The organism is Pseudacidovorax sp. NFM-22, from assembly GCF_021401245.1.
Classification (GTDB): Bacteria; Pseudomonadota; Gammaproteobacteria; order Burkholderiales; family Burkholderiaceae_C; genus Xenophilus.
In genome coordinates this window covers 1-19,969 of record NZ_JACBFY010000007.1, presented here as the reverse complement: position 1 = coordinate 19,969, position 19,969 = coordinate 1, and the positions used below count along the sequence as shown (strand labels likewise).

Here is a 19,969-nt window from a genome sequence, read left to right as displayed (position 1 = left end):
CTTTCCGCTTCCAAGTCGCCACCGTGCGCAGCCCCCGGGCTGCGCGCGGGGGATCGCTTCACCCCGCCACCAGGAGTTGGCGCCATGAATCTCTCCAAGTTCTTCATCGACCGGCCGATCTTTGCCGGCGTGCTGTCGCTGCTGATGCTGATCGCCGGGCTGATCGCACTGCGCGGCCTGCCCATCTCCGAGTACCCCGAAGTCGCGCCGCCGCAGATCGTGGTGCGCGCGCAGTACCCCGGCGCCAATCCCAAGGTCATTGCCGAGACGGTGGCCACGCCGCTCGAAGAGCAGATCAACGGCGTGGAGGGCATGCTCTACATGAGCAGCCAGGCCACCACCGACGGCGTGATGACGCTGACGGTGACCTTCCGCCTCGGCACCGACCCCGACAAGGCTCAGCAGCTGGTGCAGAACCGCGTGGCCCAGGCCGAGCCGCGGCTACCGGAGGAGGTGCGCCGTCTGGGCCTCGCCACCGTCAAGAGCTCGCCGGACATCACGATGGTGGTGCACCTGGTGTCGCCCAACAAGCGCTACGACATCGACTACCTGCGCAACTACGCGGTGCTCAACGTCAAGGACCGCCTGGCCCGCATCGAGGGCGTGGGCCAGGTGCAGATCTGGGGCGGCGGCGAGTACGCCATGCGCGTGTGGCTCGACCCGCAGAAGATGGCCCAGCGCGGCCTGGCCGCCGGCGACGTGGTTTCTGCCATCCGCGGGCAGAACATCCAGGCTGCGGCCGGCGTGGTCGGCGCCTCGCCGGGCCTCTCGGGCGTGGACCTGCAGTTGTCGGTCAACGCGCGTGGCCGCCTGGCCAATGAAGAGGAGTTCGGCGACATCATCGTCAAGGGCGGCACCGCCGGTGAGCCTTCGACGCAGGTGGTGCGTCTGCGCGACGTGGCCCGGATCCAGTTGGGTGCGGCCGACTACTCGCTGCGTTCGCTGTTGGACAACGACCCGGCCGTGGGCATCGGCGTCTTCCAGGCGCCGGGCTCCAATGCGCTGCAGATCTCCGAGCAGGTGCGCCGCACCATGGCCGAGATCCAGAAGGCCATGCCCGAAGGCGTGGAATACCGCATCGCCTACGACCCGACGCAGTTCGTGCGGGCGTCCATCGAATCGGTGATCCACACGCTGCTGGAGGCCGTGGCGCTGGTGGTGCTGGTCGTCATCCTGTTCCTGCAGACCTGGCGCGCGTCCATCATTCCGCTGCTGGCCGTGCCGGTGTCGGTGGTGGGCACCTTCGCCGTGCTGCACCTGCTGGGCTTCTCCATCAATGCGCTGTCGCTCTTCGGTCTGGTGCTGGCCATCGGGATCGTGGTGGACGACGCCATCGTGGTGGTGGAGAACGTGGAGCGCAACATCGAGGCCGGCCTGACCCCGCGCGAGGCCACCTACCGGGCCATGCGCGAGGTGTCCGGGCCCATCATCGCCATCGCGCTGGTGCTGGTGGCGGTGTTCGTGCCGCTGGCCTTCATCTCGGGCCTGACGGGCCAGTTCTACCGGCAGTTCGCCGTCACCATCGCCATCTCGACGGTGATCTCGGCCATCAACTCGCTCACGCTGTCGCCGGCCCTGGCGGCCCTCCTGCTCAAGGGCCACGACGCGCCGCGCGATGCGCTCACCCGCGGCATGGACCGGCTGCTGGGTGGCTTCTTCCGCGGTTTCAACCGCCTGTTCCACCGCGGCAGCGAAGGCTATGGCCGCGGCGTGCGCGGCGTGATCTCGCGCAAGACGCTGATGCTGGCCCTCTACCTCGCGCTGGTCGCACTGACCTTCGGCCTCTTCAAGGCCGTGCCCGGCGGCTTCGTGCCCACGCAGGACAAGCAGTACCTGATCGGCTTCGCCCAGCTGCCCGACGGTGCCACGCTGGATCGCACCGACGACGTGATCCGCCGCATGGGCGACATCATGAAGAAGAACCCCAACGTGGAAGGCACGCTGGCCTTCCCGGGCCTGTCGATCAACGGCTTCACCAACAGCTCCAACGCGGGCATCGTGTTCGCCATGCTCAAGCCCTTTGACCAGCGCAAGGCGCCCGAGCAGAGCGGCGCTGCGGTGGCCGGCCAGCTCAACCAAGCCTTCGCGGGCATCCAGGACGCGTTCATCGTGATGTTCCCGCCGCCGCCCGTGGCGGGCCTGGGCACTACCGGTGGCTTCAAGCTGCAGCTGGAAGACCGCGCGTCCCTCGGCTACGAGGCCATGGACAAGGCCGTCCAGGCCTTCATGGCGAAGGCACGGCAGACACCGGAGCTGGCGGGCATGTTCACCAGCTGGCAGGTCAACGTGCCGCAGCTCTTCGCCGACGTGGACCGCACCAAGGCGCGGCAGCTGGGCGTGCCGCTGACCGACATCTTCGACACGCTGCAGATCTACCTGGGCAGCCTGTATGCGAACGACTTCAACAAGTTCGGCCGCACCTACAGCGTGCGCGTGCAGGCCGATGCGCCCTACCGCGCGCGGGCCGAGGACATCGGCGCGCTCAAGGTGCGCTCGTCTTCGGGCGAGATGATCCCCCTGTCTGCCCTGATGAAGGTCGACGCGAGCTTCGGCCCCGAGCGCGCCATGCGCTACAACGGCTATCTCACGGCCGATGTCAACGGCGGCGCCGCACCCGGCTATTCGTCGGGCCAGGCACAGGCGGCCGTCGCGCGCATCGCCGCGGAGACGCTGCCGGCGGGCATCGACTTCGAATGGACCGACCTGACCTACCAGGAGATCCTGGCCGGCAACTCGGCGATGCTCGTCTTCCCGCTGGCGATCCTGCTGGTCTTCCTGGTGCTGGCCGCGCAGTACGAAAGCCTGACGCTGCCGCTGGCCATCATCCTGATCGTACCCATGGGGCTGCTGGCGGCGATGACCGGCGTGTGGCTCTCTGCGGGGGACAACAACGTCTTCACGCAGATCGGGCTGATCGTGCTGGTGGGCCTGTCGGCCAAGAACGCGATCCTGATCGTGGAGTTCGCGCGCGAGCTGGAGTTTGCGGGTCGAACGCCGGTGCAGGCGGCCATCGAGGCCAGCCGGCTGCGTCTGCGGCCCATCCTGATGACCTCGCTGGCCTTCATCATGGGCGTGCTGCCTCTGGTGCTGTCCTCCGGTGCCGGCGCGGAGATGCGCCATGCCATGGGCGTGGCCGTGTTCGCCGGGATGATCGGTGTGACGGCCTTCGGCCTCTTCCTCACGCCCGTCTTCTACGTGGCGCTGCGCCGCCTGGCCGGCAACCGGCCACTGCGGCAGCACGGCCAAGTGCCCGCCCATGCCGACGACTTCGTCTCGGCCGAGCATCCCGCCACGCCGGGCCATCACGGCGGTGGTGGCGGTGGCCTTGCAGCCCTGCCCGCGGCACCGCGCGGCGCTCACGAATGACGCCCATGCATTCCTTGTTCACGAGGACAACGACCATGACCCACACGCATGCACGCTCGTCGAGCGCACCGTCGACGATGGATACGACCATGAACCGCGCCGCGCAGGCCCGCCCCATCCTCGATCGCCTCCAGCCGTTCGCGCTGAGCCTGTCGAAGCGCCGCACCCTCGTTCCGCTGCTGGCCGCCCTGGTGCTCGCCGGCTGCGCCACCGCACCTGCGGAGTTACCAGCCGTCCCCACGCCTGCCCGTTTCAAGGAGGCGCTGTCCGTCACGCAGACCACGACCGAAGGCCGCTGGACCGAGGCCGCCGCCGCCGAGGCCCAGCCCCGCGGCGAATGGTGGAAGGCCTTCCAGGACCCGGTGCTCGATGCGCTCGTGGCGCAGGCGGCCGAGGCCAATACCAGCCTGCAGCAGGCGGCGGCCCGTGTGCGGCAGGCGAGGGCGCTGCTGCGCAATGCCGAGGCCGACCGATCGCCGCGGCTCGGCCTGGGAGGCGGCGCCACGCGTCAGCGCGGGCTGGACCGCAACCAGTCCACCCAGCCTTCCACCCTGCTCAACGCCGGCCTCAGTGCCTCGTGGGAGCTGGACCTGTTCGGCCGCCTGTCGCGCCTGCAGGATGCTGCCGCGCTCGACGCCCAGGCGCGCGAAGCCCTTCTGCAGAGTACGCGCCTGATGGTGCAGGCCGAGGTCGCGCAGACCTACCTGGCCCTGCGCGCCGCCGACGAGGAGCGCGCCCTGGTGCGCGACGGCGTGGCCGCCTACCGCGACACGCTGCGCCTGACGCAGCGCCGCGAGCAGGCCGGCGACGTGGCCGCGCTGGACGTGGCGCGCATGCAGGCCGAGGTCTCGGCCAACGAATCCGAGGCCCTGGCCCTGGACCGCCGCCGTGCGGAGCTTGAACATGCGCTGGCCGTGCTGGTCGGCCGTGCGCCGGCGGACTTCGGCATCGGCGTCGATCGCTGGCAGACCGCACTGCCCGTGGTGCCGGCGGGCGTGCCCTCCACTGTGCTGTTGCGTCGGCCCGATGTGGCCGCGGCCCAGGCGTCGGTGCTGGCCGCGCAGGCCCGCGTGGGCGCGGCGCAGGCGGCGTACTTCCCGGACGTCGCACTCACGGCCGGCGGTGGCTTTGCCTCGCCAGAGCTGGGCGACCTGTTCAAGTGGTCGGCGCGTTCGTGGGGCGTGGGTGCATTGCTGTCGCTGCCGCTGCTCGATGGCGGCCGCCGTGCCGCGGGTGTGGAGCAGGCGAGCGGCGTGCTCGACGAGGCGGTCGCGGCCTATCGCGCGCAATCGCTCGATGCCTTCCGCGAGGTGGAGGACCAACTCTCGGGCCTGCGTCTGCTGCAGCAGCAGGCCGCTGCGCAGGCCACGGCCGTGGAGGCCGCGGCGCGGGCGCTGCAGCTGTCGGACACCCGCTACCGCAATGGCTACATCAGCCAGCTCGATGTGCTCGATGCACGCCGCAGCGAGCTGCGCAACCGGCGGCAGGCGCTGCAGGTGCGCTCTGCGCAGTACCAGGCCACGGTGGCGCTGGTGCGGGCGCTGGGCGGCGGATGGGGCGCTGCATCTGTGGCTGTGCAGTCGTCGTCGACGGCGGCCGCCACGGACATGGCGGCTGCGGCTTCGATGAAGAAGGACGGTTCGTAGGTCCCGAGTCGCACCCGCGCCGGATCACTGCGCCGCTGCCGGCGGAGCGTCGTCGCTCAACGCACGGTGTCGGGCGCGGTCTCGGCTTCCAGCTGCGTCAGCCAGTGCAGCGCCTCGAACCGCGAGCTGCCGCACATCTCGGCCGAGGGTGCCAGGCCGCCGCAGCAGGCCGGGCGCTCGGGCTGGCCGAAGATGCGGCAGCGGTTGTCGTCGGCGAGCTGGATGCAGCGCACGCCCGCGGGCTTGCCGTGCGGCATGCCGGGAATGGGGCTGGAGATGGAGGGCGCGGTGCAGCAGGCACCGCAGTCGGGGCGGCAATCCATGGCGGGCACTGTAGTGGACGCCGTGAACCACGGGCTGGCGCAGGGCGGGCCGTCCGGCATCGGACGCGTCACAGCCCGGCGGAGAGCTTGCGTGCCGCGTCCTCCAGGCCACCCAGGATGCGGTCGGCCAGCTCGGCCGGAAAGCCCGCCGGCAGTTCGCCGTGGACGGCCGCCACCACGCCCGGCGTGAGCATCGCGGCCGCCTCGATCAGCGCCTCCACGCCGCGGCCGTCCGCCGCCCGCACGCCGTGGCGCTGGCCGAGCGCGACCCAGTGCCGCGGCAGGATCTCCCGCAGCTTCCAGTGCGCGTTGCGGCCACGCACCGCCATGGCCATGCGCGCCTTGTGCGCCGAGATGGCGCCCGGCCCTTCGCCGAGCACGGGCCACGCCGACAGCACGTCGTACAGCGGCGTGAGCTGGTAGCGACCGCCCGGCCGCAGGAACAGGCTGAAGTTCTTGGCATGGCCGTCGGTGGCGCCCAGCATCCAGAACAGCAACTGGGCGAGGAAGAAGGTGCGGCGATCTTCCTCGCGTGTCAGCGAGCCATCGAGCACGCCCATGATGCGGTCGATGCCGGGCCCGCCGTCGGCCTCGTACTTGGCGTCGGGCGGCGTGCCGGTCGCCTGGCAGAAGTCCTCCTGCGGCAGACGCAGCAGTTGCTGCGCTCCGTCGGGGGCCGTCCACCAGCGCCGGTCGAAGCGCGCCACGGCCAGCACCCGCATGTCCTCGAACTGCAGCGGCTGGCAGTCGGCCACCGGCAGGCCGAAGGCGCGCAGGATGCGTGCGCACAACCATTCGTTCTCCACGGAGTGGCGCATGTCGATCTTCATGCCGCCGACCAGGCCGAGCGGCAGCTTGAGGATGTGCGTGGTGGGCGTGCTGCCCTGCGGCAGGCACCAGTGGCCGTCCTGCAACAGCAGGGCGGTCTTCTCCTGTGCGCCGGCGATGGAGATTCGCAGGTCGTCGGCGTCGGCGGCGAGTCCCAGGGGTGTGGCAGCAGTGGCGCTGCGCAGGAGGGCCGCGACGCGCGCCTCGCTGAGCGCTTCGGCCTGGATGAGGCGGGCGTTGCCCGAGGCTTCGCCCTCGGGCAGCAGCTCCAGCGCCCCGACACAGTCCCGCCCGATGCGTGCCAGCAGATCGAAGGCGTCGGTGCTGCCCGTGCCGTGCCGCCGCGCGATGCGCTCGCGGATGTCCCGGCTGTCGGGCAGCAGATTCTCGAAATAGGCACGCACCTTCGGGCCGCGGTGCGGGGCGTTGCCGGGCGTGAAGGGCAGGGACAGCGACACCGGACGGCCTTCGGGCGACCGGGTCCATGCGGCGTCGTACTGCAGCGTGTCGGGCGCGTGGGGCGCCAGGCTCCAGGTGCCGACGAAGGCGCCGTTCATCCAGAGGCCCAGGGCCCGGCGGTGGGAGCGGCGGCCCATGACTACCAGGCGGGCGAATCGCCCTCGGCCGCGCGAAGGGGCGCTTCAGGCTCGGACGGCATGAGCACCATGTCCGCACCCAGGATGTGCAGCACCGACAGCAGCCGCGCCGCGCCCATGCTCTCGGCATTGCGCTCCAGCGCCGAGTAGGTCTGCTGGGTCACGCCCAGCCGCTGCGCCATCTGGGCCTGCGTCAGCCCGCCCTGCTTGCGAAGCGCACGCAGCAGGCCAGGCAACTGGTCGGCGGTTCGGACAGTGAAGGCGGGCATACAGGCTATGGTCTGTTATTCAGATTAACGCATTTGAATGCGTAAAACAAGTTTACAGCGTTTGTGCTGTTCGACGACGGGGCGTGGCCGTCCGCTGCGTCGTCCCGATGTTCCCAGGTGCGTCCAGCCGGGCAGCCGTGCGTTCGCGCAGGTTCTCGAACATGTCCACGATGCGCTGCAGGCCGTCCTCGCCGATCAGCCAGGGTATGCCGCTGCCGGGCTTGCGCCGAAGCAGCGTGAGCACGGCGCTCTTCTGGGTCATGGCGAGCGGACGCAGCCGCACCCGTGGCGCGGCCAGCAACACGCAGCTCGCGGGCACCAGTGCCACGCCCAGTCCGGCACCCACCAGGTCGAGCACGCCGTGCACCGTGCTGGCCTCGTAACGGATGCGCGGCGAGAAGCCCGCTTGCGCGCACAGGTGGATCGCCTGGTCGAAGTAGGCCGGGCCGCGGTGGCGCGTGAAGGCCACGAAGTCCGCTTCGGCGTATTCCCGCAGGTCTGCCGCGCCACCGCGCGGCGTGCGATGCGCCGCAGCCACGGCGACGCAGAAGGGGTCGAGGATGCGGGCCACGGTCGCGATGCGCGGGTGGCGTGTGTCGGCGCGCGCGATGCCCAGGTCGATCTGGCCGCTGGCCAGGGCATCGATCTGCTCGCTGCTGATCATCTCGCGCAGCTCGAACTGCAGGCCAGGATCGTCCGCACGCAGCGCGGCCAGCAACTGCGGCAGCACGGTGCTGCCGGCCGAGGGCACGAAGCCCAGCGAAAGCCGGCGGGTCGGCGTGGCGCCGGCGATCCATGCCCGCAGTCCACCCACCCGGTCCACCAGCGCCCGCGCCTCGGGCAGCAGCGCTTCGCCGGCCTCGGTCAGGTGCACGCCCTTGGGGTGGCGAACGAAGAGGGGTGTGCCCAGTGCCGCTTCCAGCTGGCGGATCTGCACCGAGAGCGGCGGCTGCGCGATGAACAGCTTCTGCGCCGCGCGGCTGAGGTTGCCGGCCTCGGCCACGGCGATGAAGTAGCGCAGATGGCGCATCTCGATGTTCATGGTGTCTCCATACCTCACAGGTATGGGCAGCATAGCGAATCGGTGCTGGACGTATTGCCGGGCGGCACCAAGAATCCGGCCGACGCTGCTCGTTGCGAAGCGGCCCGAACGGAGACACACCGATGACCATGAATCGAATCCTCGCCCTCGCCCTCTTTCCCTTGTTGACGCTGCATGCCGCAGCCCAGTCCTGGCCCACCAAGCCCGTGAAGGTGGTGGTGCCCGCGCCCGCCGGCAGCTCGCTGGACTTCATCGTGCGCACACTCGGCAACCGCCTGAGCAGCCGCTGGGGCCAGCCGGTGATCGTGGACAACAAGCCGGGTGCCGGCGGCATGCTGGGCATGTCCGCCGTGGCCAAGGCCGCACCCGATGGCTACACGCTGGGCATCGGCTTCAACGGGCCCATCGCCTTCGCGCCCTTCATGTACAAGCAGATGGCCTACGACCCGGTCAAGGACTTGGCGCCCATCGTGATGACCTCGTCCCAGCCCAATGTGCTGGCGGTGCCGGCCAGCCATCCGGCCAGGACGGTGCAGGAGTTCGTGAGCTGGGCACGTGCCCAGCCCAATGGCGTGGCTTATGGTTCTGTCGGCGCGGGCAGCTCCTCGCACCTGACCATGGAGCTGCTGCGTACCACGGCGGGCTTCGAGGCCACGCATGTGCCCTTCAACGGCTCGCCGCCCGCGGGCATCTCCCTGGCCTCGGGCGAGACGCAGGCCCTGTTCACCGTGGCGCCGGCCCTGTTGCCGCTGGTGGCCAGCGGGCGCATCCGCCTGCTGGCAGTCACCAGCGCCAAGCGCATGGAAGGCATGGAGCAGCTGCCCACCATCGCCGAGTCTGGCTATCCCGGCTTCGAGGCGCTGGCGTGGAACGGCCTGTTCAGTGCGGCCGGCACACCCGCTGCCGTCGTCGCCAAGGTCAATGCCGACGTCAACGCCACCTTGAAGGAGCCCGAGGTGCAGGCCGCCTTCGCCAAGCAGGGCCTGGTGCCGGGCGGCGGCACGCCCCAGGCGCTCGCCAGCTTCATGGCGCAAGAGCGCAGCAAGTGGGGCGCCATCATCCAGAAGACCGGCATCCGCCTCGACTGATGCCAAGGAACCCCCGACCATGCAAGCCCTGAGAAAGACCCGCGCTGCGGCCGGACTCGAACTGGTGGAGGTGCCCGCGCCACAGCCCGCCGATGTGCGGGACGGCGAGGTGCTGGTGCGCGTGCACGCCGCCGGCATCTGCGGCAGCGACCTGCACGTCGACGACTGGACCTCCAGCTACACCTTCATCGCACCCTCGCTGCCCGTGACCATCGGCCACGAGTTCGTGGGCGTGGCACAGGCCGGGCCGCTCGCCGGCCGCCGCGTGGTGGTGCGGCCTTCGGTGACCTGCGGCGTGTGCGCGGCCTGCGCCGCCGGCGAGTTCGACCGCTGCGAGCAGCGCCGCGGCATCGGCATGACGCGCGACGGCGCCTTCGCGGCCTGGGTGCGCGTTCCCGAGCGCAACTGCGTGCCCGTGCCCGATGGCGTGAGCGACGAACTGGCCGCGCTGACGGAGCCGCTCACCATCTCGATGCAGGCCCTGCGCATCGCCGGCGACGTGAAGGATGCGCGCGTGCTGGTGATGGGCCCGGGCACCATCGGCCAGGGCATCGCCGCACTGGCGCGGCGGGCCGGCGCGGCGCAGGTGGTGGTCAGTGGCTTCGACGATGCCGTGCGCCTTGAGGCGCTGCAGCGCATGGGCTTCACCCAGCAGGTGGACGTGGCCCGCGGCAGCCTGGCCGAGGGCGTCGCTGCGTTCATGGACGGCCAGCGCTTCGACGTGGTGTTCGAGGCCACCGGCGTGCCCGAGACCATCCAGGAGGCGCTGCCGCTGCTGCGCCGCAATGGCGTGGTCGTGGTCACGGGCATCCATGCCCGCCCGCTGACGCTGGACCTCACGCCCCTGGTGCGCAACCAGCACCAGCTGCGCGGCTCCTTCCGGCCGCCGGAGTCGGACTGGCCGCTCGCCCTCGACCTGATGCAGGAACTCGCCCCGGTGCTCGCGCCGATGGTGAGCCATGTTCTGCCCCTGTCGCAGGCGGCCGAAGGTTTTGCCTTGGCGCATGGCAAGAAGGCCTGCAAGGTGCTGTTGGCGCCGGAGCCCTCGGATGGCTGACGGGTTCGCGGGCGCCGGCGCGCTGCTGGCGCTGTGGAACGACGTCGACCCGGAAGTGGAAGCCGCGTACGAGGACTGGCATGCCAACGAGCATGTGCCCGAGCGGCTGACGGTGCCCGGGATCCTGGACGCACGACGCTATGCGGCCATGGCGCCGGCATTGCGGCCGCTCTACCTCACGCTGTACGCCCTGGCCTCGGCCGAGGTGCTCGACAGTGCGGCCTACCGGCATCTATTGGCCCATCCCACGCCGGCCAGTGCGCGCATGCGGCCACACCTGAGGAATGTCGCGCGCTGGGTATGCCGGCTGCACCACGTGGCGCCGGCGTGGCCGGAAGGACCGGTGCATGTCCGTACCTCCGGCGATGCCGCGACGATGCCGACGTCTGCGTCGCCATCGCTGCTCGTGGCCGAACACCTGCCGCAGGCACCGGGCCTGCCGTGGATGGCGCCGGGCCAGGCCTCCAAGGTCGAGGGTCGCTGGCTGATGGTGCGCGATAGTGCCTCGGCGCCATTGGCCGGCGACGAGGACCGCTGCCGCCCCTTGCCGTTGCGGCGCGCGCGAATAGCGCATTGAGCGTCCACCGCCGCCAAAGCCCCTGAGCCGCGCCGGCCTTGTGCGGGCCGTGCCGGGACGCTCGCTAGACTGGCACGAGATGACCAGCGACTCTTCCGAGCCTCCCAGTCCGCGGCTGGCCTTCGCCAGCTGCTGCGTGCCACGCACGCGTGCCTTCCCTGATCCTGCTGCCTCGCCCTGCCGCACCTCGCCGAGGGGTGCGCTGCATGCGGCATGCCTGCACTGCCCAGGCGCGCAGGGGCACCGATGATCGAACTCTTCATCGACCCGGCCGTCTGGGCCGGCCTGCTCACGCTGGTGGTGCTGGAGATCGTCCTCGGCATCGACAACCTGATCTTCATCGCCATCCTGGCCGAGAAGCTGCCGCCCCACCAGCGGGACCGCGCGCGCGTCATCGGCCTCTCGCTCGCGCTGGTCATGCGCCTGGGCCTGCTGTCGGTGATCTCGTGGATGGTCACGCTCACGCGGCCGCTGTTCGCCCTCGGGCCGCTCTCGTTTTCGGGGCGCGACCTGATCCTGCTGTTCGGGGGCCTGTTCCTGCTGTTCAAGGCCACCTCCGAGCTGCACGAGCGGCTCGAAGGTGCCGAGCACCAGGTGGCCACGAACCCGGTCTATGCGGGCTTCTGGCTGGTCGTCGCGCAGATCGTGGTGCTCGATGCCGTGTTCTCGCTCGATGCCGTGATCACCGCCGTCGGCATGGTCAACGACCTGCCGGTGATGATGGCCGCCGTCGTCATCTCCATCGGCGTGATGCTGCTGGCGGCCAAGCCGCTCACGCGCTTCGTCAACGCGCATCCCACGGTCGTGGTGCTGTGCCTGAGCTTCCTGCTCATGATCGGCCTCAGCCTGGTGGCGGAGGGTTTCGGCTTCCACCTGCCCAAGGGCTACCTGTATGCGGCCATCGGCTTCTCGATCCTCATCGAGCTGCTCAACCAATTGGCGCGGCGCAACCAGGCGCGGCAGCAGGCGCTGCGGCCCTTGCGCGAGCGCACGGCCGAGTCGGTGCTGCGGCTGCTGGGTGGCGGCCGGCGCCTGCAGGCGGCCGCCGTGTCCGATGGCGATGCACATGCGCGGGCCGATGCCCCGGCGTTTGCGCCGGAGGAGCGCCACATGGTCAGCGGCGTGCTTTCCCTCGCGGAGCGCACGGCGCGCAGCATCATGACGCCGCGTTCGGATGTGTCCTGGATCGATCTCGAGGAGTCGCCCGACGCAGTGCGCGAGCGCCTGCTGGGCTCGCCGCACAGCCTGCTGCCGGTGTGCCGCGGCAGTCTGGACCAGGTCGTCGGCGTCGGACGGGCGACCGAGTTGCTGGCGGCGCTGGTGGCGCAGGGCCGCATCGACGAGCAGGGCGCGCACATGCGTGTGCCGCTCTACTTGCCGGAGAGTGCCAGCGTCACCCACACCATCGACGTCCTGCGCAAGGCCAAGGGCCAGCTGGTGCTGGTCAATGACGAATACGGGCTGCTCAAGGGCCTGCTCACGCCCTTCGACGTGCTCGAGGCCATCGCGGGCGAGTTTCCCGACGAGGACGAGTCGCCCGAGATCGAGCGCCTGGGGGCCGGCGCCTGGCGTGTCGCCGGCACGGCCGACATCCATCAGCTGCAACGCATGCTGGAAACCGAAGGTCTGGTCAGCGAGGACGACAGCTACACCTCGTTGGCGGGCTATCTGCTTTCACGGCTGGGCCGCATGCCGGCCGCCGGCGAGGTGCTCGTCCACGACGGATGGCAGATGCAGGTGCTCGATGTGGAGGGCCAGCGCATCCGCGCCGTCCGCATCGAGCTGGCGGCGGAGGGGACGCAGGCTCAGGTGGCCTCGGCCTGACCCGCATTCGGGTCGGCCGTCTTCTCCAGGTACGCGTACAGACCCAGCGCGATGGCCAGCGGCAGCAGGTAGTACAGGGCGCGGTAGGCCAGCACCGCGCCCATCAGCTTGCCCTGCGGCACCGTGCCCGACAGCAACGCCAGGTACACAGCCTCCAGGACGCCGAGCCCGGCGGGGATCGGCACGCACACGCCCACCACCGATGCGGCCAGCAGCACGCCCAGCACATGGGCATAGGGCACGCTGCCGCCCAGCAACAGGTACATCAGCGTGCCCATCAGGCACCAGTTGCCCGTGGACAGTGCCAGCTGCACCAGGGCGAGGCGTGGCGTGGGCAGGTGGACCGACTTGCCGCGCACCTTCCAGGTGGCGCCGTGCCAGCGCAGGCAGGCCAGCAGATAGGCCACCGGCAGCAGCATCAGCCCGATGCCGATGACCTGCAGCATGCCGTTGGACAGCGGCACCGAATCGGGAAGGTCCAGCATGCCCGACGCAAAGAGGCCGCCCGCGACGAGCCCGTAGCCGAGCCAGTTGGTGCTCAGGCTCATGGCGATGATCTGGCCCACCTTGGTCTCGTCCAGCCCGTCGCGTGCATAGAGCCGCGCGCGCAGCGCCACCCCGCCGACCAGGGAGCCCAGGTTGAGGTTGAAGCCGTAGCTCGCCACGGCGATGGCCCAAGTCCGCATCACCGGCAGGCCATGCCGGGTGTGATGCCGTCCGGTGAGATCGAAGCAGCCGTACAACGCGTGGCTGGCCAGCGCCAGGATCGAGGCCTCCAGGAGAACGGTGCCGGGATAGCGCTTGAGCGCCGCCCAGGCGCCGGCCCAGTCCACCTTGTGTGCATGCGAGATGAGCATGGCCAGCACCAGAAGCCCGAGTGCAGGTACCGCCCAGCGGCGTACCGTGGGCCACAGCCGTGCCCAGCGGGATGGATGCGCGGGCGCGCCTAAGCCCTTCGTCGTGTGTTCCGCGGTGCGGGAGGAAGAGCGGTCGATCAGCACGGGCGCCTCGGTATCTTGCATCGCCTCATGGTGGGCATGGCGCATCTCGCCCGACGTCGGCGCCGGACATCGGCCGCTGTAGGCGGCCCGGAGGCGCCCGCAGAAGCTGGCCCGGATCCTGCTTGGAGAAAGCGGTCTCCTCGCAGCACCCTTGCTGCGACTTCGCCCGGCGGCTTTTGGGCCGACCGGGCTTTTTCATGGGCGGTCGGCCGGCGTGAAGGCAAGGCGGTGCCGACAGTGGTTCCACCCGTCGGCACGCGGGGGATCTCAGGAGCGTGGAGCGACCTTGTCCAGCGCCTGCAACAGCGTGCGGCGGTCGTCCGCAGCGCGGCGGGCCAGGGCGGCGACCTCCTGATGCTCGGCCGTCTCTGCCGAGTCGGTGAACACGCGCACCTGCTCTTCCAGCAGTGCCCGGACGGTGCGCACCATGTCGCGGTCGAAGGTGGCGCCCTTGCTCTCTGCGACCCGGTCGACCAGGCGACGCGAGACTTCCGACATGTCCAGCGGCAGGTTGGTCTTGTGGCGCTCGGCGTAGTCCGTCATGTCGCGGTAGAGCGCGTCGGACTTCTTCTCCAGCGATGCGGCCCACTCGCGCAGGGCCGGCTTCTGGAAGCGCCGCTGGCCCAGCTTGCCGATCTCGCGGTCGCGCACGATGAGTCCGCCGGCGGAGCGCAGGAACACGCGGTCGCCATTGCTCATGTCGCCACGCAGCGTGGCCTCGTCAGGGTCCTTGCTGTTGGGCTGGGCATGAGCCAGCGGCATGGTCAGGGCCGTGCAGCCGGCAAGCAGGGCCGACATCAGCAGCCGGCGTCCGCGCTGGTGACCGATGGGAAGCAAAGAGGTGGAAGACTGGCGCATGGAATCGATGAAGTGAGGTCGCATTGCGTCCAAGCATCGCCCCCGCCGATGCGGCATCACCTGAGCCTTCTCGCCCAAGATGCGTAGGACCGTCCAGCATGAGTCCGGTGATCATGTCCGACGTGTGGCCTGTGCGGCCGTGCCTGCCCCTGGCGATGGGCGATTCCGGGTCCCTCAGGGCGGCGACGCCGCCGCCTGCCGTCCGAGCCACTCGCGGAACGCCCGCAGCGGCGGATAGCGCAACTGACTGCTGGCGCAGGCGAGGTAGTAGCTGCCGGCGCTGCCGCAGCGCAGATCGACGGCCGGCACCAGCTCGCCGCGGTCGAGCTCCGAGCGGACCAGGAACTCGGGCAGCAGGGCCACGCCCAGCCCCGCCGAAGCGGCCTGGGTCACGGTGGCGAACTGGTCGATGCGGGTGCCCGCCTCGTCGCCGGGCGCAAGGCCTTGCGCGGCGAACCAGTCCGCCCAGGCCAGGGGACGCGAGTTCAGGTGCAGCAGCGGCGCGGCCCGCAAGTCGGCCGCTGCCGCAAAGCCGTAGTGCGCCTTGAGGGCGGGCGAGCAGGCCGGCACGACGGTCTCGCCGAACAGCAGATCGAGTTCGGCCTGCGGCCACTGCGCATGCCCGTAGTGGATCGCCGCATGCACGCCCTCCGCGTCCAGGTCGAAAGGGTCGAGCCGCGTCACCAGGTTGAGCGTGATGCCGGGGTTGGCGCGCATGAAGTCGGGCAGCATCGGGGCCAGCCAGCGCGTGCCCACGGTCGGCAGGATGGCCAGGGTCAGGGTGCCGGCCCCCGGGTCGGCTCGCAGTTGCAGCGTGGCATTGCCGATGGTCCGCAGCGCCTCGCGGATCTCCAGGGCGTACATCTCGCCGGCGGGCGTGAGCCGCACCGTCTGGCGGTCGCGCGTGAAGAGCTCCACGCCCACGGCGTCTTCGAGCGCGCGGATCTGGCGGCTGATGGCGCTCTGGGTCAGATGGAGCTCGTGCGCCGCCGCGGTGAACTTCTGCAGGCGCGCGCAGGCTTCGAAGGCCACCAGCAGGCCCATCGATGGAAGATATTTACGGGAATTCATGAGCGCGCGTGACCGATGGGCGGGATGCGGGCCAGCCATCGGCTCGTCTGCCGAGCGGCCGCAAGAAAAGCGCGACGCCTGCAGGCATCGCCGGGATCATTCTCAAACGGAATGACCATCTTCCAAAACATTGATTGACGTCAAGGTGCGGTTTTCAAGACCATGCGCCCCCGACCTGCCCGCACGCCGCGGCGCCATGCCCCGCATGACGCGCCGCGGCCGACGGGGCTTCCGCCCCGCCGATGGGGCCCGAACACGGAGACTCCCTCTTTTGACCCGCATCCTCTCGCGCAAGCATTTCCTGGGCGCTGCTGCCCTGGCCGCCACCACCCTTCTGCTGCCCACCTGGGCCCAGGCGCAGGCGGGCGGCTACCCCGCCCGGCCGATCCGCCTCGTGGTGCCCTTCGCGCCCGGCGGCAACACCGACATCCTGGCCCGCATGGTGGGCCAGGGCCTGACCGAAAGCCTGGGCCAACCTGTGGTCGTGGACAACGTGTCGGGGGCCAATGGCTCCATCGGTGCCAGCCGCGTCGCCACGTCCGCGGCCGATGGCTACACGCTGCTGTTCGGCACCGCCGGCACGCAGGCCATCAACCAGAGCCTGTACAAGAACCTGAGCGAGAAGAACCTCGACGACTACGAGTACGTCGCCATGGTCACCTCCATCCCCAACGTGCTGGTCGTCAGCGACAGCAAGGGCGCACCGAAGACCGTAGCCGAGCTGGCGGCCAGCGAGAAAGGAAGGCGCGAAGGCCTGAACTACGGCTCGCCGGGCACCGGCTCCACCGTGCACCTGTCCGGCGAACTCTTCAAGACCGCCACCAAGCTCAACCTCGTGCATGTGCCCTACAAGGGCAGCTCCCTGGCCCTTACCGACCTCTTGGGCGGGCAGATCGACTTCATCTTCGAGAACGTGACGCCGGCGCTGCCCTTCATCCAGGGCGGCAAGCTGCGCGCCCTGGCCGTGACCTCGGCCGAGCGCATTCCCGTGCTGCCCAACGTGCCCACGATGAAGGAGCTGGGCTATGCCAACTTCGTGACCGCGACCTGGAACGGCGTGCTGGCCCCCAAGGGCACGCCGGCCGCCATCGTCAAGCGCCTGGAAGAGGCCACGCTCAAGGTCGCGGCCAGCCCCGAGTTCAAGGAGCGCGTCACCGCCCTGGGCGGCGAGGTGAAGCCGCTGGCCGGTCCGGCCTTCCGCGACTTCGCCCGCAGCGAGTACCGCCACTGGGGCGCCATCATCAAGGACGCCGGCGTTCCCCGGCAGTGAGCCGCGCCGCCCACCCCGCTTTGCAGGACGACGCCGACGCATGACGACGCTCACCGACACCCTGGCCGCCATCGTGGGCCCCGCCCATGTGCTCACCGGCGCCGATCTCGACAGCTATGAACAGGACTGGCGCGGCCGCGTGCGGGGCCGTGCCCTGTGCGTGGTGCGCCCCGCCACGGCGGACGAAGTGGCGCGCGTGGTGCGTGCCTGCGCCGCCGCCGGCACCAGCCTCGTGCCGCAGGGCGGCAACACCGGCCTGGTGGCGGGCTCTACGCCCGACGCCACCGGCACGCAGGTGGTGCTGAGTCTGCGTCGCATGAATGCCGTGCGGGCCATCGATCCGCAGAACATGACCTTCACCGTCGAGGCGGGCTGCATCCTGCAGACGCTGCAGCAGGTGGCAGACGAGGCCGGCTTCCTGTTTCCGCTGAGCCTGGGCGCCGAAGGCAGCTGCACCATCGGCGGCAACCTGGCCACCAATGCGGGCGGCACGCAGGTGGTGCGCTACGGCAATGCCCGCGAACTGTGCCTGGGCCTGGAGGTGGTCACCGCGCAGGGCGCGCTGTGGGATGGCCTCTCTGGCTTGCGCAAGGACAACACCGGCTACGACCTGCGCGACCTCTTCATCGGCAGCGAGGGCACCCTGGGCATCATCACCGCGGCCACGCTCAAGCTGCATCCGCGGCCTGCCGCGCAGCTCACGGCCTGGGTGGCGCTGGCGTCGCTCGAAGACGCCACGGCGCTGCTGGGCCTGGCGCACCGGCACCTGGCGGCCGGGCTCACGGGCTTCGAGGTGATGAACCAGTTCGCGCTCGGCCTGGTCGACCGGCACTATCCGCAACTGCGCGTGCCGATGTGGCGCGAGCATGCCTGGTGCGTGCTCATCGAGCTGTCGGACAACGAGTCCGAGGACCATGCGCGCGCGCAGTTCGAAGGCCTGCTCGAGACCGCCTTCGAGCAGGGCCTGGCGGCCGACGCCATCGTGGCCGAGAGCCTCAAGCAGGCCCACGACCTCTGGCACATCCGCGAGAGCATCACGCTCGCGCAGGCGGAGGAGGGCGTCAACGTCAAGCACGACATCTCGATCCCGGTGTCGCGCATCCCCGACTTCGTGTGCGAGGCCGATGCCGCGCTGGCTGCCGGCGTGCCCGGCGTGCGCTTCGTCAACTTCGGCCACCTGGGCGACGGCAACCTGCACTACAACATCCAGGCGCCCGCCGAGGGCGACGCCCGGGCCTTCGTGGCCGCGCACGAGGCGACGATCAGCACCATCGTCTACGACACCGTCAGCCGCTTCGGCGGCTCGATCTCGGCCGAGCATGGCGTGGGCGAGCTCAAGCGCGAGAAGCTGCCCCACCACAAGTCGCCCGTGGCGCTGCAGCTGATGCAGGCCATCAAGCAGGCGCTCGATCCGCAGCAGCTGCTCAACCCGGGCCGCGTGCTGGCCCGCACGCCCTGAGGGCTTGCGCCCTCCGCATTTCCGCATTCCCCGCTTTCCAGACGCTTCCACCATGTCCTCCTTCGTCAGTCCGGACCAGGTCCGCGACCGCTTCTCGCAGTCCATGTCGGCCATGTACAAGACCGAGGTGCCGCAGTACGGCGCCCTGCTCGAACTCGTGGCGCAGATCAACCAGGCCACGCTCGACGCGCAGCCCGCGCTGCGGCAGTCGCTCACGGAGGCCGGCGAGCTGCACCGCCTCGACGTGGAGCGCCACGGCGCCATCCGCCTGGGCACGCCCGAGGAGCTGGCGACCATGCGGCGCATCTTCCGCGTGATGGGCATGTTCCCGGTCGGCTACTACGACCTCTCCGTCGCCGGCGTGCCCGTGCATGCGACCGCCTTCCGGCCCGTGAGCGACGAGGCACTGCGGCTCAACCCCTTCCGTGTGTTCACCTCGCTGCTGCGGCTGGAGCTCATCGCCGACGCGGGCCTGCGCGCGCAGGCGCGCGACATCCTCGCGAAGCGCCGCATCTTCACGGACGAGGCCCTGGCACTCACGGCGCGCTTCGAGTCCGAGGGCGGGCTGAGCGAAGCGCAGGCCGATGCCTTCGTGCGCGAGGTGACCGAGACCTTCCGCTGGCACAGCGAGGCCACCGTGAGCCTCGACACCTACCGCCAGCTGCATGCCGCGCACCGCCTGGTGGCGGACGTGGTGTCGTTCAAGGGCCCGCACATCAACCATCTGACGCCGCGCACGCTCGACATCGATGCGGCCCAGGCCGAGATGCCGCGCCGCGGCCTGGCCGCCAAGGACGTGGTCGAAGGTCCGCCGCGCCGCCGCCATCCCATCCTGCTGCGGCAGACCAGCTTCAAGGCGCTGGAAGAGACCATCGTCTTCACGCAGGGCGGCGACGCCGGCTCGCACACCGCCCGCTTCGGCGAGATCGAGCAGCGCGGCATGGCGCTCACCCGCAAGGGCCGCGCGCTCTATGACCAGCTGCTGGCCCAGGTGCGGTCGATGGAAGGGGCCGGCAGCGCCGCGGCCGACTACGGCCAACGGCTGGCCGCGGCCTTCGCGGACTTCCCGGACGAGCCGGAGGTGCTGCTGGACCAGGCGCTGGCCTTCTTCCGTCATCACGTGGCGGACGAGGCCGGCTTTGCCGCGCGCGCGGCGAGCGGCGCGCCCTTCGACCTGGCCGCCCTGCGCCGCGACGGCATCGTGGGGGCGCGGCCCATCGTCTACGAAGACTTCCTGCCCGTGAGTGCGGCCGGCATCTTCCAGTCCAACCTGGGCGGGGAAGAGCAGAAGAGCTACGCCGCCAATGCGGCCCAGGCCGCCTTCGAGCAGGCCCTGGGCGCGCCGGTCGCCGACGAGATCGCGCTGTACGAAGCGAGCCAGGCCGCCTCGGTGGAGGCGCTGCGGGTCCGCTACGCGGAACTGGCGGGCGACGGCGCACGCTGAGCCCGGCGCCGATCGGTTGATGGCCGACGCCGGCCTATCGGGGGGCGTGGCGTCGGCGCTGCCCCTGCTCTCGGGCGGCGGCGGGGCCCGACAGGTCATTCGGCGGACTTCATGTACCGCTGCAAGGTGCGCGGATGCACGCCCATGCGCTGCGCGACCTGTTCCAGGGGCTCGTGCTGCAGCTCGAGCAGCAGCGCGTCGAGCTGATCGTCGGAGAGGGCGCGAGGCCGGCCGACGTGGCTGCCGCGGC

16 protein-coding genes are annotated in these 19,969 nt (G+C 70.4%); 9 read left to right on the top strand and 7 right to left on the bottom strand.

From position 1 onward, the window contains the following. The first annotated feature begins 84 nt into the window (after positions 1-84). Both L0984_RS22985 and L0984_RS22980 read left to right on the top strand, forming a co-directional pair. Entirely contained in the window at positions 85-3,366 is a 3,282-nt protein-coding gene (locus tag L0984_RS22985) for an efflux RND transporter permease subunit (RefSeq protein WP_234196672.1), read from the top strand. An 89-nt stretch (positions 3,367-3,455) separates the two neighbouring features. Beyond that, on the top strand, positions 3,456-5,012 hold the full coding sequence (locus tag L0984_RS22980) for an efflux transporter outer membrane subunit (RefSeq protein WP_234196939.1): 1,557 nt from the start codon (positions 3,456-3,458) through the stop codon (positions 5,010-5,012). 56 nt (positions 5,013-5,068) lie between these two features. On the opposite strand, the gene L0984_RS22975 is transcribed toward L0984_RS22980, so the two are convergent. The 4 genes from L0984_RS22975 to L0984_RS22960 form a co-directional block, all read right to left on the bottom strand. Then, a complete protein-coding gene (locus L0984_RS22975; RefSeq protein WP_234196671.1) occupies positions 5,069-5,335 on the bottom strand; it encodes a YkgJ family cysteine cluster protein in 267 nt (88 codons plus the stop codon). A 68-nt stretch (positions 5,336-5,403) separates the two neighbouring features. After that, positions 5,404-6,759 carry a type II toxin-antitoxin system HipA family toxin gene (locus L0984_RS22970; protein ID WP_234196670.1) on the bottom strand — a complete coding sequence of 452 codons (1,356 nt, stop codon included), beginning with the start codon at positions 6,757-6,759 and terminating at the stop codon, positions 5,404-5,406. A 2-nt stretch (positions 6,760-6,761) separates the two neighbouring features. After that, positions 6,762-7,028 (bottom strand): helix-turn-helix transcriptional regulator, encoded by a 267-nt coding sequence (locus L0984_RS22965; RefSeq protein WP_234196669.1) that lies wholly within the window; start codon positions 7,026-7,028, stop codon positions 6,762-6,764. A 52-nt stretch (positions 7,029-7,080) separates the two neighbouring features. Next, positions 7,081-8,070, bottom strand: coding sequence for a LysR family transcriptional regulator (locus L0984_RS22960; RefSeq protein WP_234196668.1), 990 nt, complete (start codon positions 8,068-8,070; stop codon positions 7,081-7,083). A gap of 122 nt (positions 8,071-8,192) precedes the next feature. Here L0984_RS22960 and L0984_RS22955 point away from each other — a divergent pair, with 122 nt between their 5' ends. From L0984_RS22955 to L0984_RS22940, 4 genes are all read left to right on the top strand, one after another. Continuing rightward, on the top strand, positions 8,193-9,158 hold the full coding sequence (locus tag L0984_RS22955) for a Bug family tripartite tricarboxylate transporter substrate binding protein (RefSeq protein WP_234196667.1): 966 nt from the start codon (positions 8,193-8,195) through the stop codon (positions 9,156-9,158). A gap of 19 nt (positions 9,159-9,177) precedes the next feature. Next, positions 9,178-10,215: a zinc-dependent alcohol dehydrogenase gene (locus L0984_RS22950; protein ID WP_234196666.1), complete on the top strand. Its 1,038-nt coding sequence runs from the start codon at positions 9,178-9,180 to the stop codon at positions 10,213-10,215. Next, complete coding sequence (locus L0984_RS22945) at positions 10,208-10,792, top strand: DUF4286 family protein (RefSeq protein ID WP_234196665.1); 585 nt, start codon at positions 10,208-10,210, stop codon at positions 10,790-10,792. Before L0984_RS22950 ends, L0984_RS22945 begins: the two co-directional genes overlap by 8 nt. A 249-nt stretch (positions 10,793-11,041) precedes the next feature. After that, positions 11,042-12,616: a TerC family protein gene (locus L0984_RS22940; RefSeq protein WP_234196938.1), complete on the top strand. Its 1,575-nt coding sequence runs from the start codon at positions 11,042-11,044 to the stop codon at positions 12,614-12,616. Here the strand turns inward: L0984_RS22940 and L0984_RS22935 are convergent. From L0984_RS22935 to L0984_RS22925, 3 genes are all read right to left on the bottom strand, one after another. Then, positions 12,598-13,638: a lysylphosphatidylglycerol synthase domain-containing protein gene (locus tag L0984_RS22935; protein ID WP_234196664.1), complete on the bottom strand. Its 1,041-nt coding sequence runs from the start codon at positions 13,636-13,638 to the stop codon at positions 12,598-12,600. The genes L0984_RS22940 and L0984_RS22935 overlap by 19 nt on opposite strands. A 246-nt stretch (positions 13,639-13,884) precedes the next feature. Beyond that, positions 13,885-14,475 (bottom strand): DUF4142 domain-containing protein, encoded by a 591-nt coding sequence (locus tag L0984_RS22930; protein WP_234196663.1) that lies wholly within the window; start codon positions 14,473-14,475, stop codon positions 13,885-13,887. A 174-nt stretch (positions 14,476-14,649) separates the two neighbouring features. Further along, entirely contained in the window at positions 14,650-15,546 is an 897-nt protein-coding gene (locus L0984_RS22925) for a LysR substrate-binding domain-containing protein (protein WP_234196662.1), read from the bottom strand. 271 nt (positions 15,547-15,817) lie between these two features. Here L0984_RS22925 and L0984_RS22920 point away from each other — a divergent pair, with 271 nt between their 5' ends. Genes L0984_RS22920 through hglS form a run of 3 tightly spaced genes read left to right on the top strand, consistent with a single transcriptional unit; the run spans position 15,818 to position 19,719 of the window. After that, complete coding sequence (locus tag L0984_RS22920) at positions 15,818-16,816, top strand: Bug family tripartite tricarboxylate transporter substrate binding protein (RefSeq protein WP_234196661.1); 999 nt, start codon at positions 15,818-15,820, stop codon at positions 16,814-16,816. Between the two features lie 40 nt (positions 16,817-16,856). Continuing rightward, positions 16,857-18,275 (top strand): FAD-binding oxidoreductase, encoded by a 1,419-nt coding sequence (locus L0984_RS22915; RefSeq protein ID WP_234196660.1) that lies wholly within the window; start codon positions 16,857-16,859, stop codon positions 18,273-18,275. Between the two features lie 52 nt (positions 18,276-18,327). Next, the gene (gene hglS / locus L0984_RS22910) at positions 18,328-19,719 is read left to right on the top strand and encodes a 2-oxoadipate dioxygenase/decarboxylase HglS (protein ID WP_234196659.1); all 1,392 of its coding nucleotides are present in this window, start codon (positions 18,328-18,330) and stop codon (positions 19,717-19,719) included. Positions 19,720-19,969: the final 250 nt, after the last annotated feature.